This is a genomic window from Micromonospora sp. D93 (assembly GCF_018070365.1).
GTDB classification, from domain to species: Bacteria; Actinomycetota; Actinomycetes; order Mycobacteriales; family Micromonosporaceae; genus Micromonospora; species Micromonospora ureilytica.
Genome location: NZ_JAGPXW010000023.1, coordinates 65,272 through 80,004, shown reverse-complemented (window position 1 = coordinate 80,004; position 14,733 = coordinate 65,272). Strand labels below are relative to the sequence as shown.

General features: G+C 69.3%; 16 protein-coding genes. 12 read left to right on the top strand and 4 right to left on the bottom strand.

Annotated features, from left to right (window positions below):
• Window positions 1-16 precede the first annotated feature (16 nt).
• The 4 genes from KBX71_RS23465 (at window position 17) to KBX71_RS34640 (ending at window position 4,646) form a co-directional block, all read left to right on the top strand.
• On the top strand, window positions 17-820 hold the full coding sequence (locus KBX71_RS23465; protein WP_210820072.1) for an alpha/beta hydrolase: 804 nt from the start codon (window positions 17-19) through the stop codon (window positions 818-820).
• Entirely contained in the window at window positions 817-1,617 is an 801-nt protein-coding gene (locus KBX71_RS23460; RefSeq protein ID WP_307847263.1) for an MBL fold metallo-hydrolase, read from the top strand. Before KBX71_RS23465 ends, KBX71_RS23460 begins: the two co-directional genes overlap by 4 nt.
• A 114-nt stretch (window positions 1,618-1,731) precedes the next feature.
• On the top strand, window positions 1,732-3,840 hold the full coding sequence (locus KBX71_RS23455; protein ID WP_210820071.1) for a M14 family zinc carboxypeptidase: 2,109 nt from the start codon (window positions 1,732-1,734) through the stop codon (window positions 3,838-3,840).
• Between the two features lie 116 nt (window positions 3,841-3,956).
• Window positions 3,957-4,646, top strand: a complete 690-nt coding sequence (locus tag KBX71_RS34640) for a fasciclin domain-containing protein (RefSeq protein WP_210820070.1) — start codon at window positions 3,957-3,959, stop codon at window positions 4,644-4,646.
• A 5-nt stretch (window positions 4,647-4,651) separates the two neighbouring features.
• Here KBX71_RS34640 and KBX71_RS23445 read toward each other — a convergent pair whose 3' ends face one another.
• Window positions 4,652-5,641: a tyrosine-type recombinase/integrase gene (locus KBX71_RS23445; protein ID WP_210820069.1), complete on the bottom strand. Its 990-nt coding sequence runs from the start codon at window positions 5,639-5,641 to the stop codon at window positions 4,652-4,654.
• A 59-nt stretch (window positions 5,642-5,700) separates the two neighbouring features.
• Here KBX71_RS23445 and KBX71_RS23440 point away from each other — a divergent pair, with 59 nt between their 5' ends.
• From KBX71_RS23440 to KBX71_RS23430, 3 genes are all read left to right on the top strand, one after another.
• Complete coding sequence (locus KBX71_RS23440; RefSeq protein ID WP_210820068.1) at window positions 5,701-6,027, top strand: AAA family ATPase; 327 nt, start codon at window positions 5,701-5,703, stop codon at window positions 6,025-6,027.
• On the top strand, window positions 6,024-6,785 hold the full coding sequence (locus tag KBX71_RS33930) for a hypothetical protein (RefSeq protein ID WP_247683987.1): 762 nt from the start codon (window positions 6,024-6,026) through the stop codon (window positions 6,783-6,785). Before KBX71_RS23440 ends, KBX71_RS33930 begins: the two co-directional genes overlap by 4 nt.
• A 176-nt stretch (window positions 6,786-6,961) precedes the next feature.
• A complete protein-coding gene (locus KBX71_RS23430; protein ID WP_210820067.1) occupies window positions 6,962-7,444 on the top strand; it encodes a GNAT family N-acetyltransferase in 483 nt (160 codons plus the stop codon).
• A 146-nt stretch (window positions 7,445-7,590) separates the two neighbouring features.
• Here KBX71_RS23430 and KBX71_RS23425 read toward each other — a convergent pair whose 3' ends face one another.
• Window positions 7,591-8,409 (bottom strand): alpha/beta fold hydrolase, encoded by an 819-nt coding sequence (locus tag KBX71_RS23425; protein WP_247683986.1) that lies wholly within the window; start codon window positions 8,407-8,409, stop codon window positions 7,591-7,593.
• 121 nt (window positions 8,410-8,530) lie between these two features.
• Here KBX71_RS23425 and KBX71_RS23420 point away from each other — a divergent pair, with 121 nt between their 5' ends.
• Complete coding sequence (locus KBX71_RS23420) at window positions 8,531-8,995, top strand: hypothetical protein (protein WP_210820066.1); 465 nt, start codon at window positions 8,531-8,533, stop codon at window positions 8,993-8,995.
• A gap of 54 nt (window positions 8,996-9,049) precedes the next feature.
• Here the strand turns inward: KBX71_RS23420 and KBX71_RS33925 are convergent, their stop codons facing one another.
• Together KBX71_RS33925 and KBX71_RS23410 are read right to left on the bottom strand one after the other, a co-directional pair.
• Window positions 9,050-9,673 carry a family 20 glycosylhydrolase gene (locus KBX71_RS33925; protein ID WP_307847268.1) on the bottom strand — a complete coding sequence of 208 codons (624 nt, stop codon included), beginning with the start codon at window positions 9,671-9,673 and terminating at the stop codon, window positions 9,050-9,052.
• Entirely contained in the window at window positions 9,577-10,971 is a 1,395-nt protein-coding gene (locus tag KBX71_RS23410) for an RNA-guided endonuclease TnpB family protein (protein WP_210820065.1), read from the bottom strand. Before KBX71_RS23410 ends, KBX71_RS33925 begins: the two co-directional genes overlap by 97 nt.
• A gap of 11 nt (window positions 10,972-10,982) precedes the next feature.
• Between KBX71_RS23410 and tnpA the strand changes: the two genes are divergently transcribed.
• The 4 genes from tnpA (at window position 10,983) to KBX71_RS34325 (ending at window position 14,681) form a co-directional block, all read left to right on the top strand.
• Entirely contained in the window at window positions 10,983-11,249 is a 267-nt protein-coding gene (tnpA, locus tag KBX71_RS23405) for an IS200/IS605 family transposase (protein WP_210820103.1), read from the top strand.
• Window positions 11,250-11,596: 347 nt separating this feature from the next.
• Window positions 11,597-12,976, top strand: coding sequence for a glucose-6-phosphate dehydrogenase (zwf, locus tag KBX71_RS23400; protein ID WP_210820064.1), 1,380 nt, complete (start codon window positions 11,597-11,599; stop codon window positions 12,974-12,976).
• Window positions 12,977-13,110: 134 nt separating this feature from the next.
• Complete coding sequence (locus KBX71_RS23395; protein WP_247683985.1) at window positions 13,111-14,559, top strand: OFA family MFS transporter; 1,449 nt, start codon at window positions 13,111-13,113, stop codon at window positions 14,557-14,559.
• A complete protein-coding gene (locus tag KBX71_RS34325; protein ID WP_256442137.1) occupies window positions 14,556-14,681 on the top strand; it encodes a hypothetical protein in 126 nt (41 codons plus the stop codon). Before KBX71_RS23395 ends, KBX71_RS34325 begins: the two co-directional genes overlap by 4 nt.
• Window positions 14,682-14,733: the final 52 nt, after the last annotated feature.

Here is a 14,733-nt window from a genome sequence, read left to right as displayed (position 1 = left end):
CCACAGGGAGCTGACCATGAGCGACAACACACCGGACACGATCGTCCTCATCCACGGTTTCTGGGTCACCCCCCGCAGCTGGGAACACTGGGTCACCCACTACCAGGACAAGGGCTTCCGAGTGCTCACCCCCACCTACCCCGGGCTGGAGGGCGAGGTCGAGGCGGTCAACACGGACCCCAGCCCCCTGGAGACGCTGACCGCGCCGCAGGTCATCGCGCACCTCACCGACGTGGTCGCCGCGCTACCCAAGCCGCCGATCATCATGGGCCACTCCGCCGGCGGGGCGTTCACCCAGGTGCTGCTCGACCGCGGCTACGGCGCCTCGGCGGTCGTCCTCAACTCGGCACCCACCGAAGGCGTCAAGGTGACTCCCTTCTCGCAGCTGCGCTCCACCTTCCCGGTGCTGCGCAACCCCGCCAACCGGCACCGCGCCGTCGGGTTCACCTTCGAACAGTGGAACTACGCGTTCACCAACACCTTCGACGAGCAGACCGCCCGCGCCCTGTACGAGCGCTACGCCATCCCCGCCGCCGGCGGCATCCTCTGGGACAGCGTCCTGGCCAACCTGCTGCCCGGCCCCCAGGACATCGCCGTCAACTACCACAACGACCAGCGCGCGCCGCTGCTGTTCATCTCCGGCTCGGAAGACCACATCATGCCGCCCAGCGTGCAACGCGCCAACGCCGCGCACTACAAGGGCGACACCATCACCGAGGTCGAGCTCTTCGACGGGTACGCGCACCTGCTGCCCGCCCAGCAGGGCTGGCAGCGCATCGCCGACGTCGCCCTCGACTGGGCCCTACGGCACGCCCGGTGAGCACCGCACACCAGCTGCGGATCACCCACGTCGGCGGCCCCACCACGCTGATCGAAATCGGCGGGTGGCGACTGCTCACCGACCCCACCTTCGACCCACCCGGACGGCGCTACACCTTCGGCTGGGGCACCTCGTCGCGCAAGGTCACAGGCCCGGCGATCCCCGCCCCCGACCTCGGGCCGATCCACGCGGTCCTGCTCAGCCACGACCACCACGGCGACAACCTCGACGACACCGGCCGTGCGCTCCTGAGCTTGGCGGGCACGGTCCTCACCACCGTGCCCGCCGCACGCCGGCTCGGCCCCGAGACCCGCGGCCTGCGCGCCGGGCAGAGCACCCGGCTCACGCACCCCGGACGACCGACCATCGAGGTGACCGCCACGCCATGCCGGCACGGCCCGCCGCTCAGCGGCCCGATCGTCGGCGCCGTCATCGGCTTCGCCCTGCGCTGGGCCGGGCAACAACACGGCGCGCTCTGGATAACCGGCGACACCGTGCTGACCCGCCGGGTACGCCAGGTCGCCACCCGCCTCCGGGTCGGCACGGTACTGCTGCACCTGGGCGGAGTGCGATTTCCCATCACCGGGCCGCTGCGCTACTCGATGACGGCCCGGCGAGCCGCGCAACTGTGTGCCGCCCTGCGACCCCACACCGCGATCCCGGTGCACTACGAGGGCTGGCAACACTTCCAGGAACCCCGCGAGGTCATCGAGCGGGCGTTCACCGCTGCACCGCCTCCCGCGCGCGACAGCATCCGCTGGCTCCCACCGGGCGAACCCACCACCATCGACGCCTGACAAGGGCGGGGGAGCGGACCACCGAGTCGCAAGATTCCCTCAAGATCATTGCATCGACGAACTCCGACGATCATGCTGATCGATACGCGCCACGATCAACTCGTCGGAGGCCACATGAGACGCCAGCGACCCACCCTCATCGCCGTGTCAACCGTCATCGCCGTCACCCTCACCACCGCAGCCACCCCCGCCAACGCCCAACGCGCCGCACCACCCGACCAGGTCACCGCCCTCACCGCCCACCAGGCAGACGGATACACCACCCTCGCCTGGCAACCCGTGAACGGCGCCACCGACTACCAGATCGAACGAACCCCCGTCGACGCCGACAACACCCCCACCGGCGCACCCACCATCGTCGGCATCTGGCGACCCAACCGCCAGATCAACCAACAGGCACCCACCTTCGCCGACGCCGGCTACCACCCCGGCGACACCTTCCAATGGCGCGTACGCGCCCGCACCGGCACCACCGAACAGCCCTACTCCGAGCCGGTCACCGCCACCACCACCACACCCTGGGGCAACCCCGACACCCCCGGCCAGAACCTGCGCACCCAATGGGAAACCACCCACGCCGCGCAATACACCAGCGACACCGACGAGTACGCCTACACCACCGCCATCGACACCCTCAGCGACCGCGTACGCGTCGTCGAACTCGGCCGCACCGTCCAGAACCGACCCATCAACATGCTCGTCATCGGATACCCCACCCCGGCAACCACCCCGGAAGCCGTCGCCGCCACCGCACCCGTGGCCATCAACTGCAACGTGCACGGCAACGAACCCGGCGACCGCGAAGCCTGCCTCATCATGGCCCGCCAACTCGCCTTCAGCACCGACCCCCGCATCACCGACCTGCTCAGCCACACCACAGTCCTGATCGTCCCCACCATCAACGGCGACGGCCGCGCCAACAACACCCGCGGCAACTCCACCGGCCAGGACCTCAACCGCGACTACTCGCTGATCCGCCAGCCGGAGACCACCGCGTACATCAGGATGGTCCGCGACTACCGACCCGTCGCCGGCTACGACGGCCACGAATTCGGCAACTCCCGCGCCGGCGACCTGCCGATGCTGCCACCCCGACACCAGAACGTCGCCCAATCCATCTTCGACCAGTCCCAGGACATGATCGAAGGCCACATGTACGCCAAGGGCGCCGAAGCCGGCTGGTGGGCCTGCCCCTACGGCTGCGAAGGCGGCGGCAACGTCGGCCTCAGCGAGGAAACCATCCTGCGCAACACCCTCGGCCTCAAGAACGTCACCAACTCCCTGCTGGAACTACGCAGCTCCGGCGGCCAGACCCGCCCCGACGAGGGCAACACCGCCAACAACCGGCGCCGCAAGACCTACTCCGCCCTGTGGACGTTCCACCAGTTCCTCGACTACCACCGCACCGACCGCGCCGACATCCTGACAGCCCGCACCGAGGCCATCGAATCCCAGGCCGCCAACACCGGCCGGCTGGTCTTCCGCGGATCCCGCCCCATCCCCGCCCACCCGGCACCACACCCCGGCGACAGCCCACCACCACTCGACGCGCCACCCGCCGACCTGATCCTCGACAACGCGCCCTGCGCCTACAAACTCACCGACGCGCAGTACAACGGCCCCCGCACCGACGGACCCGGTGGCGTCGGCACCACCGTGGCGCAGCGCATCGCCGCACACGGCTGGAAGGTCATCAAGACCGGCGACGGCTACTACGTACCCCTCAACCAGCCCGAACGCGGCCTGATCCCGCTGCTGCTCGACACCAAGGGCGTGGAGAAGCTGACCGACGGCGAACGCGTCTACCCGACCCTCACCGGCCGGCGCAACGGACCGCTGGTCGTATCCGGCTTCACCTGCGCCGACGACGCCACCATCAACGGCCCGGTCACCGTCCAGACGGGCGCCGCACTCGTCGCGACCGGAACGACAATCAGCGGACCAGTCAGCGCCACCCGTGCCGCCGGCGTCCTCCTCGCCGACACCACAGTCAACGGGCCGCTGCAGATCACCAACACCACCGACGCGATCTCCATCATCGACGTCACGATCGCCGGCCCGGTCAACCTGTCCGGCAACACCACCGGCACCGACGCACCCCTGCTGGCCGGCAACACCATCCGCGGCCCGCTCACCTGCACCGCCAACAGCACCGCCCCGACCAACCTCGGCATCGCCAACACCGTCCACGGCCCCCGCACCACCCAGTGCGCGGCACTGTGACCGACAACTGCGGCACCGTGACCGACAACTAGCGAGCCGCCGTGCCGGCGGCGGCGGGCCCGACCCCCCCGCCGCCGTCGGCACCGCACCACCCACCAACCCCCGTGGAGGCCACCGTGTCGCACCCCGCCACCGCACCGCGACACCCCCGACGATCCCGCGGACCGCACGACGCTCGGCGCGTCCGACGGACGCTCGGCCTGCTCCTACCGACCCTGCTGCTCGCCGCCTGCACGGGCAGCCCCACAGCTCCCCGCGCGGATGCCGCGCCGACCGCCACCGCACCCCAGGTCACCGGGCCACTCTGCACCGCCCTGCCCACCGGCACCGACCCCGGCAACCCGAGCTTCCTCGCCGGTCAACCCGTCGACCAGGCGCTGCGCTGGATCCCCACCCTCACCACCTTCGAGGCGGCCCTACGCGCCAGCGGCGTCCTCACCGACCTGCCCTCCGACGCCGGCGTCACCGTCCTGGCGCCCTCCGACGACGCCTTCGCCGCCACGTTCTCCGAGGACAACTGGGACGACCTCATGACCCACCACACCGACCAACTGCGCACCCTGCTGAAAGCCCACCTCATCACCGGAACCCACCCGATCGCCGACCTCACCACCGCCGGCACCGCCACCACCCTCGACGGCGTCACCGTCACCGTCACCCGCACCGGACCCACCGCCCGCCTCGGCGACCGCGCCGACACGGTCTGCGCCGACTACCAGGCCACCAACGCCCGCATCCACATCATCAACGCCGTCCTCGGCCCGCTGCCCGTCACCGCCGACGGCACCGGACACCGCGCACACTGACCCACTCACCCCCGCGGCACCAGACCCGCCAGCGCCCGGTTGGTCCGGTTGGCGCGGACCGCGTCGCGCTGCTGCCCGGCGGTCACCTCGATGTACGTCTGCGACGACGCCAACGACGCGTGCCCCAACAACCGCATGATCTCCGCCGCGCTCGCACCGTCCTCCGCCAACCGGGTCGCGAAGGTGTGCCGCAGCGCGTGCAGCCGCGCGCCCCGCGGCACCCGGTCACCGATGCCCGCCCGCCGGTAACACGACTCGACGAGATACTGAAGGCCACCACGGCGCAACGGCTCGCCACGCCGGTCCACCAGAAACGCCGAGTCGGGGCGTACCGACCGCGAACCGAAGCGCCGCACCCGACTGTCCAGGTAGTCCAACAGCACCCGGTCCAGGTCCGCCTCGATCGGCACCACCCGAGGCCGCCCACCCTTGCCCGCCACCTCGACCCGCCGCTCACCGGGCCGACCGCCGAGCGAGTCGACGCGCAACGCCAACAACTCCGACAGGCGCAGCCCGGCGCACAGCGCCACCGCCAACACCGCGACGTCCCGCTCCGGCCACGGGTCGCGTTGCCGACCGTCGTCGCGCGCGGCGGACGCGAGCAGCACCTCGGGGGTGTCCGCGCCGCGTAGCGGCTTCGGCTGGGGGAGTAGCGCCCGAGGTCGCCCGACCGCCGGCATCGGGTTACCCGCCACGAACCCGTCCGCGACCAGGAACGTGAAGAAGCTGTTCCAGGTGGACCAGGCCCGATGCACCGACGCGGGCGACCGGGGAGCGGCGAACCGGGCGAAGGCCGCCCGCATCACCCGGGGGGAGAGGTCGGTGATCGACAACGAGTCCAAGGGGAGGGGAGGGGTTTCCGCGACCAGAGCCGCGACCGCGTGCAGATCCCTGCGGTACGCGGCCAGGGTGTGCGGGGAGGGCTTGCGGGTGGCCCGCGCGGTCAGGAACTCCTCGATCAGCACCGCGAGCGATTCGTCCTGTTTGTCATGCATAAGGGATATTATGCAGCATTTTCAGGTTCTCGGGAAGAGGGCCGAGGGAGGGGGAGGAGATGCCAAAACCCCAGCGGTACGTCCTCACGGGAGCGCCCGGCGCCGGCAAGACAACGTTGATCGAGGCACTGCACCACACGCTGACCGCCGAGCTGGACCGGATCATGCGCGAGCGCACCTACCAACGCCTGGTGTTCCTGAGCAGCCCGCTGGGCTTCATCCGACACACCGCAGCGCGCCAGATCAGCTACGCCGACGCGCTGGCGTTCGCGCGCGTGCACCAGGAGGTGTACGAGGAGCACGGGTACCAGCTGGTCGACGTGCCTGCCGGACCGGTGCGAAAACGGGTGGCCCTGATCGAGGAACACGTATGGTGCGCGACATGACGTCGCCCGTCGCCACCTGCCCCGAGTGTGGTCAACGCGGCACACCCACGGTGTACCGAGATCCGGACGATCCCATGAACTGGATCTGTCCCGAGGGGCACCGGTGGCCGGCGGCCGACCGACCCGGGTGGTCTCCATGTGCATCGCCCACCGCCGTCGCCGCACCCCACGACGCCGGTGACACCACAACCCGGACCGGCCGCGTCCAGGTCGACAAGGACGGGCGGCAGTGGCGAATCGGCACGGCCAGCGACGTCGCCTGGCTCGCCGGCCGCACCACACAGGGTTTATCGGTCACCACCGCGATCCCGCCGGTGTTCGACGCGTACGGCACGTTCCATCCGCCCGCCGGCGTCGGTTTCGACGCCCACGAGCGCGCGGTGATCGACGAGCTGGCCTCGTGCACACCGGATCAGCCCTGGTGGCTGGGCTTTCTCGACACCGGCGCCCACGACGTCGTCTTTCCGCAGGCCCCGAAAGTGTCCCTCTACTGGGGCTGGTCCTACGTGTTGGTCGAGGCCGGCCCGGAGCAGGCCCTCACCTGGCGGACCGGTCACATGCGCGGCGACGGGGCGTTGCCCGACCTGTTCTTTCCGGCGGATCGCTCCTGGCTCGTCTCGGCCCTCTGGGACGACACCTGGACCGACATCGGCGCCAGCGTCGCCGTGCTCACGGCACTGCGGCACAACCCGCTGGTCAACGCACGCCTCGTCGGACCGGACGAGGACGCGTGTCCGCCCGGCCTGACGCGCGACTGACCCCTGCCGATCGACGGTGAGGGGACCACCAGAACACCTAGCTTTACATAATGTACATTATCGAATCGCGGATACCAGTCCGTGGCGCTGTGCCACGAATGCGGTTGCAGCTCCGCATAGGATTCGGATCATGAGTTGCTTCGCTGCTTGGCGTACCCGCCACTGAACACACTCACATGCGTATCCGCTCGTTTCTTCAGCATGACCTGGATCGGCTCACCGAACTGACCATCGAGACGTTCGGACCGTTCTACGAAGAATCCTTCCGCCCTCTCGTGGGCGAGATCGTTTTTGCCAACCAGCACGGAAAGTGGCGTGACGACTACGTGGAGCAGGTTGCCGTGCTCCACGACCCCGCCGAGCACCGGTACGTCGCGGTCGCTGAGATCGACGGTGCCATCGCCGGTTACGTGGCCTGGGCCGTAGAACCCGAGCGCCGAAGTGCCAGCGTCACGATCCTCGCCCTGTCCGCGGAGCACCGCCGGCTCGGCGCCGGAACCGTGCTGTCCGAGCATGCGTTCGCCGCGATGCGGGACCTCGGCGCCGAGGTCGTCACGATCGGCACGGGTGGGGACGGATTCCATGTGCCCGCCCGAGCCCTGTACGAAGCACTGGGTTGCACGCCGCTGCCGGTCGCCGTCTACTACCGGGAACTCTGATTTGACCTGATCCGGGCGGGGCACGTGACCGCGTCCCGCCCCGGATCACAGCAGGGCCGCGCCTGAGCCAACCGTTCGCGGTGATCGTGAAGCTGTCCAGGTGACGGTGGCGTTCGCCAAGCGGTCCACTCCCCCAGCTCGTGCCGTCAGATGTGCGTACGGCGCAGCCAGTCCTGGGTGAGCGCGCGCAGCAGGGTGGGTTGTTCGTACGGCAGGTAGTGCCCGGCGGCGTCGGTCACGGTGTAGGTGCCGCGCGGGTAGTGGCGCATGGCGCGGAACTGGTCGGCGTACCCGACGATGTGGTCCTGTCGGCCGGTGATGACGGTGACCGGGCCGTCGAAGGTGGCGTCGGCGGTCTCGTCGGGTAGCGCGTAGCCGGGGCCGCTCTGCAGCTCCTGTTGGAATGTCGCGTCGCCGGGGCCGCCGGAGTTCAGTGCCGCGAGCACCGTCGCGACGACGGCTGGGGTGCGGTGGCCCAGGGCGGCGTCGAGGTGCGCGTGCAGGGCGGTGGGGGCGGCGTCGAGCCAGCCGGTGGGCGCTTCGAGCGGTGGTTCGTCGGGCAGGTTCCGGCTGTGACGGGCGATGGTGACGCCGGGGCAGACGAGGAGCAGCCCGCGGACGAGGTCGGGTCGTTGGCGGGCGATGCCGGCGGCCAGGTACGCGCCGTAGGAGCCGCCGGCGAGCAGGGCTGGCGTGTCGAGGTGGTGGTCGAGCCAGGCGCAGACGGTGTCCAGCACCGCCTGGGAGGTGGGTGGGCAGTGTGCGGGGGTGTCTCCGTGGCCGGGCAGGTCCAGGTAGATCTCTCGTAGGCCCGAGCCTGCCAGGGCGGGGCTGTAGGCGGTGGCCGTGGCGGTGCGGCTCATGCTGAACATGGGTAGGCACACCACCGCTGGTCCGGTGTCCGGTGATTGGTCGTACGCCAGGTGCATGGAGGAGTCCTCGCTGGAGTTGGCTGTGTGCTCCAACGTCTCATGGCAGGCGGGTGAAAGCCGTGTGCGGCGTCGTCGTCGGGTGTCTACAGTGGTGCGCTCTGGTCACTGCGCGTTCATCGCGAACGGTGGGGCCGCATCACCACGGGGGAACACCTTGACGAGTAAGCCTGTCCGTATTGTCGTTGGCCTGGTCGCGACCGTTGGGCTCGTTGTCGGCTGCCAGCCTGCCGAGAAGGAGAGCGCGGGGACCGCCGCGCCGACGGCGACCGCGGCGCCCAGCCCGACCGTCGACGTGGCGGCGAACAGCAAGGAGGTCTGCGACGCCAGTCTCGATTTTGTCAAGAAGCACTACGTCGCGATGGCCGACGACGCGATCGCCGCGATTGACAAGCCGGTCAGCGCCAAGGAGGCGGGCGCGAAGGTCCGGGGCCACTACACCGCGCTGTTGCAGGACCTCCGGACGGCGGCGCCGACCGCTGTCGATCCGCAGGTGCGCACCGCGTTGGAGACCTTGGCCGCGGGGGTCGAGAAGCACCTGGCCAGTCCGAAGGCCACCGAGGTCGAGGCGCCGGATCTCGACCCGCCGCTGAAGGCGTTGGACACCGTCTGCGGTCGCTGATCGTCGCGTGGGCACCGGCCGGGTCGGCCGGTGCCCACTGTCAACGGGTACGGCTCAGGTCCAGGGCACCTGCGGGGACGGGTAGAAGTCGACCTGTTGCAGACGCCAGCGGGGTGCCTGCTCCCCCAGTCGGGTCCGGAACGATTCCCAGTCGTGGCTGGCGGAGGTGGACCAGCCGAGTTCGGCGATGGCGGGCAGGCGGGGGAAGGCCATGTATTCGATGTCGTCGAGGGTGCGCAGCGTCTCGGACCACAGTGGGGCCTCGACGCCGAGGATGGCGTTCTCGCCGACGCCGGTGACCCGGGTGGCGGGGTCCCAGCCGTACGCGTCGGACACCTCGATCAGGCCGGCCCAGCGCAGGCCGAGGCGGGTGTTGGCGTCGTACTTCATGTCCAGGTAGGCCTTGTTCGCCGGGGACATGATGACTTTGTTGCCGCGGGCGGCGGCCGCGGCGAGGCTGGCGTTGGTGGTGCCGGTGCCCCAGAACTGGGCGACGACGTCGGTGGACGTGTCGGCCTGGGTGATCTCGTTCCATCCGGAGGCGCGCTTGCCGTACTTCGCGACCAGGGGCAGGACGCGGTTCATGAAGGTGCGGTAGTCCTCGTCGGTGGTCGCGTGGGCTTCGTCGCCGCCGATGTGCAGGAACGGTCCGGGGGTGATGGCGGCGAGTTCGCGGATGACGTCCTCGACGAATCGGTAGGTGAGTTCGTCGTCGTTGATGCAGAGGGAGCTTTGACGCCCTCTCCGCCCTGAAGGGTGGAGATTCCGGTCTGCTGCACCCCCGAAGGGGCACGCTCCCGGCGGGTTACCGCTTCGCTGCGCGGTGCCGGCACGGGTGCCGGTCTTACCTGCGCTCCACGGTCGTTGAGGTCCGCCCGTCCGGCGGCCCTGATGTTTCTGGCGGCGTTCACGTCTCGGTCGTGCAGGCTGCCGCACGGGCAGCCCCACGTCCGGACGTTGAGCGCCATCTTGTCGTTGATCCGGCCGCAGTCCGAGCACATGCGGGTCGACGGGAAGAACCGATCTACCCGGGCGAAGGTGCGCCCGTACCGGGCGGCCTTGTACTCCAGCATGGCGGCGAACTGCGACCACCCGGCGTCGTGCACCGACTTCGCCAGCCGTGTCCGGGCGAGACCGGTCACGCACAGGTCCTCGACGAACACCGCTTGGTTGTCACGGATGATCTGCGTCGAAAGCTTGTGCTGCCAGTCCCGCCGGGTGTCGGCCACCTTCGCGTGCGCGCGGGCGACCTTCCGGACGGCCTTCCTACGGTTGTTGCTGCCCCGCTGCTTACGGGACAAGCCCTGCTGCAACCGGCGCAGCTTACGGGCTGCACGGCGCAGGAACTTCGGCGCGCTCACCTTCGTCCCGTCGGACATCACGGCGAAGTGCGTCAACCCCAGATCGATACCGACCTCCGAGTCCAGCTCGGGCAACGGCTGATCGGCGGTCTGCACTACGAACGAGGCGAAGTACCGACCGGCGGCGTCTCGGACCACCGTCACCGACGTCGGCGCAGCCGGCAGCCCCCGCGACCAACGGACCTCCACGTCGCCGATCTTCGGAAGCCGCAGCCGACCGTTGTCGAGGACCTTGAACCGGGCGTTGGCGGTGAACCGGACCGCCTGCCGGCTGTCCTTGCGCGACCGGAACCGGGGAAGAGCGACCTTGCGACCCATGCGCTTGCCCGACAACGAGGCGAAAAAGGCGCGGTAGGCGGTGTTCAGGTCCGCGAGGGCCTGCTGCAACACCACCGACGACACCTCACCCAACCACGCACGCTCCGGGGTGAGTTTCGCCGCCGTGACCTGCCTGGACAGTTCCGCGTCCGTCAGATACGGCAGACCAGCCTCCCGCGCCTGCTGACGCGCGCGCAGCCCGTCGTTGAACACCACCCGCGCGCACCCGAACGCCTTCGCCAGCGCCTCACGCTGGGCGGCATCCGGGTAGAGCCGGTAGTTGTACCGAAGCCGCACGCGTCGAGTCTATTCGACACCGAGTTGGTCGAGTTCAACGGCGAGGACAACCAATTCACCTACTGGTGAACTTCCCGCCCAAGATCGCCCTGGCGAAACTGCTCAACTGTCTCAAGGGCGTGACCAGCCGACGACTGCGCCAAGAGTTCCCTGACCTCGTCCACCATTACCACCGCACCAACCGCCTGTGGTCGGCGTCGTACTTCGCCGGCTCCGTCGGCTGGGCACCCCTGAGCCTCCTGCGGCAGTACATCGAACAACAAAACCATCCAGCCTAGAGCACGCTCAGGCATTGACGGCCCTCCTACATGGGCTCTCACCACCGCCCTGAAGGGCGGTGCACTAGCCCGCATTTCGGTAGCGCGAGTGCGGCTATGGCCAGCAGCCGTGTGGTGGTGTTTCGGCGACGCACGGTACCTCCAGGCCTCGTCATGATCGACGTTGGTCGATTAGAGTCGCAGGCTACCGGTGCCCCGCCTGTACTGTAAACCTTCCTTAACATAAGGGCCCGTCGAGACAGTGTTGTCGCCGACCTCACGTACGCCCCACGCTGGGGAATTCCTGGAGTGGGTCGTGCCGTTGTCCGTTCGGAAGATCAGGTTCGGATGATCGAATGGGAAGTGCCATGCACGTGCGCTCAGACGCGGTAGTGCTGTTCGGCGTCACGGGGGACCTCGTCTCGAAGAAGCTGTTCCCGGCCCTGTACGAGCTGACCCGGCGTGACCGGCTCGACGTCCCGGTGATCGGCGTGGCCCGCTCCCCCTGGGATGATCAGCAGTTGGTCACCACGGCCCGCAAGTCGGTCACCGAGGTCACCGACGAGATCGACGACGAGACCTTCGATCGGCTGGCGGACAACCTTTCGATGATCTCCGGCAACTACGCGGACCCGACGACGTACCAGCGGCTGGCTGAGCGGCTGCGCGACGCCGAGCGTCCCGTCTTCTACCTGGCGATCCCTCCGGCGGTGTTCGGCTCCGTCGTCGAGGGCCTGGCGGCCGTGGGTCTGGCCGACCGGGGTCGGGTGATCGTGGAGAAGCCGTTCGGGCGTGACCTGGAGTCCTCCCGCGAGTTGGAACGCACGTTGGCCTCGGCCTTCGCGTCGGAGCGCGTGTTCCGCATCGACCACTACCTCGGCAAGGAGGCCGTCGAGGGTCTCTACGCCTTCCGGTTCGCCAACCGGCTGTTCGAGCCGCTGTGGAACAACGAGCACATCGACAACATCCAGGTGACCCTCGCCGAGGGTTTCGGCACCCAGGGCCGGGCCGGGTTCTACGACACGGTGGGCGCGACCCGGGACGTGCTGCAGAACCACATCCTGCAGGTCGTCGCGCTCATCGCGATGGAGGCGCCGGCCAGCGAGGACACCGCGGCGTTCCGGGAGGCGGAGGCCGCGGTGCTGCGGCAGGTCGCGCCGCTGTCGCCGGAGTCCACGGTCCGTGGGCAGTACGCCGGCTACCGCGACGAGCCGGGCGTGGCGGCGGACTCGAACACGGAGACGTTCGTGTCGACCCGGTTGACTGTCGACTCTCCCCGCTGGGCGGGTGTGCCCTTCTACCTGCGCACCGGCAAGTCGCTGCCGGGGACGGCGACGGAGGTCGTGGTCGAGTTCAAGCAGCCGCAGCGCCCGCTGATCCCGGCCGAGCGGGGCACGGTGGGGCTCGCGAACCTGCTGCGTTTCCGCCTCGGGCGTGGTGACGGCATCACGATGTCGATCCAGGCGAAGAGCCCGGGCGCCGAGGTGGCGAGCCGTCCGGTGGACCTGTCCGTCGACTTCGGCGCGGCTTTCGGGCGCCGACAGGAGGCGTACGAGCGGCTGCTCGACGACGCGATGGACGGGCAGCACCTGCGCTTCGCGCGTGCCGAGACGATCGAGCAGGAGTGGCGCATCGTCGAGCCGATCCTGGATCTGTCGACGGCGGTGCAGTCGTACGAGAGGGGCAGTTGGGGTCCGGCGGACGCCGACGCGTTGGCCGGCGGCTGGCACACCCCGGACCTGCGGTAGCGACGCGCGCGGACGCTGACTGACCGCTCAGCTCAGCGGAACGACCGTCCGGCGACGGTGAGGTTTGCCGCTTACGAGTGGTGTGGGCACGTTGGGTGCGACGTTTCTCGTCCTCGTCGGAGAGGAAGCAGCGCATGCTTTCCGCACTCGATCGTCGGCACACCGTCGCGCCGCCCGGCTACAGCCGTTGGCTCATCCCCCCGGCGGCGTTGGCCATTCACCTCTGCATCGGTCAGGTCTACGCCACAAGCGTCTACAAGAACTCCCTGATCGCCCACTTCGACACCGGTCAGACGGCGATCGGGGTGATCTTCAGCATCGCGATCGTGATGCTCGGGTTGTCCGCCGCGGTCGCCGGGACCTGGGTGGAGGCGAACGGGCCGCGTAAGGCCATGTTCGTCTCGGCCTGTTTCTGGGCGACGGGTTTCCTGGTGGGCTCGCTGGGTATCGCCACGAAGCAGCTGTGGCTGCTGTATCTGGGCTACGGGCTGCTCGGCGGCATCGGGCTGGGCATCGGCTACATCTCCCCCGTCTCCACCCTGATCAAGTGGTTCCCGGACCGGCCGGGGCTGGCCACCGGGTTGGCGATCATGGGGTTCGGTGGTGGGGCGATGGTTGCCTCTCCCCTGTCGCGGCAACTGTTGTCGTTCTACGACTCCGGCTACGACCCGGCCAACGCGGGGTCGACGGCGTCGGGCAGCGCCCTGGTGTGGCTGTTCGTGACGCTCGGCCTGGGCTACTTCGTGATCATGATGTTCGGGGTGGCGAACGTGCGGGTGCCGGCGCCGGACTGGCGGCCGGCCGGCTTCGACCCGGCTGCCGTGGCGGCGAAGCCGTTGGTCACCACGGCGAACGTGTCGGCGGCGAACGCGGTGAGGACCCGCTCGTTCTGGCTGCTGTGGGTGGTGCTGTTCTGCAACGTGACCGCCGGCATCGGCATCCTGGAGCAGGCCAGCCCGATGATCCAGGACTTCTTCCGCGACAACGGCACCTCGGCGGTGACCGTCGCGGCGGCCGGCGGGTTCGTGGGTCTGCTGTCGCTGTTCAACATGGCCGGCCGGTTCGTCTGGTCGTCCACCTCGGACGTCATCGGCCGCAAACCGATCTACCTGGTGTACCTGGGTGTCGGCATGGTGTTGTACGCGCTGCTGGCGCTGGTCGGGCAGACCTCGACGGCCCTGTTCGTGCTGTTGGCCTGCGTGATCCTGTCGTTCTACGGTGGTGGGTTCGCGACCGTGCCGGCGTACCTGCGGGACCTGTTCGGCACCTTCCAGGTCGGTGCGATCCACGGTCGGCTGCTGACCGCGTGGTCGGCGGCGGGGATCGCCGGTCCGCTGATCGTCAACGGGTTCCTCGACGCGCAGGGCGAGCCGGGCTCGCTGACGGCCGCGGCGTACCGGCCGGCGCTGTTCACGATGGTGGCTGTGCTGGCTGTGGGCTTCGTGGCGAACCTGCTGGTGCGGCCGGTGCCGCAGCGCTACCACGAACCGGCGGCGGAGCAGAACACGCAACGGGACGCCGATGGGAAGGCGGATCGGGACGTGGACGAGGACACGACGGCGCAGAGGAGTGGTACGCGATGAGTGAGGACAGCCGACCCGGGCAGCAGGCCCGGTTGTGGATCTCGTGGTTGGTGGTGGCGGCGCTGCTCGGCTACGGGGTCGCGCAGACCGTCGTGACCGCGGCGAAGCTGTTCACCCACTGAACCGGATCCGGCGGTCTCCGACCGCGTGAACGCCCGGCGGTCTCCGACCGGG

What these genes read in the sequence shown, in the direction of transcription:
- KBX71_RS23465 (WP_210820072.1), top strand. Translation starts at nt 17, where the DNA reads ATGAGCGACAACACACCGGACACGATCGTCCTCATCCACGGTTTCTGG.
- KBX71_RS23455 (WP_210820071.1), top strand. Translation starts at nt 1,732, where the DNA reads ATGAGACGCCAGCGACCCACCCTCATCGCCGTGTCAACCGTCATCGCC.
- KBX71_RS23445 (WP_210820069.1), bottom strand. Translation starts at nt 5,641, where the DNA reads ATGCATGACAAACAGGACGAATCGCTCGCGGTGCTGATCGAGGAGTTC.
- KBX71_RS23440 (WP_210820068.1), top strand. Translation starts at nt 5,701, where the DNA reads ATGCCAAAACCCCAGCGGTACGTCCTCACGGGAGCGCCCGGCGCCGGC.
- KBX71_RS33930 (WP_247683987.1), top strand. Translation starts at nt 6,024, where the DNA reads ATGACGTCGCCCGTCGCCACCTGCCCCGAGTGTGGTCAACGCGGCACA.
- KBX71_RS23430 (WP_210820067.1), top strand. Translation starts at nt 6,962, where the DNA reads ATGCGTATCCGCTCGTTTCTTCAGCATGACCTGGATCGGCTCACCGAA.
- zwf (WP_210820064.1), top strand. Translation starts at nt 11,597, where the DNA reads ATGCACGTGCGCTCAGACGCGGTAGTGCTGTTCGGCGTCACGGGGGAC.
- KBX71_RS23395 (WP_247683985.1), top strand. Translation starts at nt 13,111, where the DNA reads ATGCTTTCCGCACTCGATCGTCGGCACACCGTCGCGCCGCCCGGCTAC.
- KBX71_RS34325 (WP_256442137.1), top strand. Translation starts at nt 14,556, where the DNA reads ATGAGTGAGGACAGCCGACCCGGGCAGCAGGCCCGGTTGTGGATCTCG.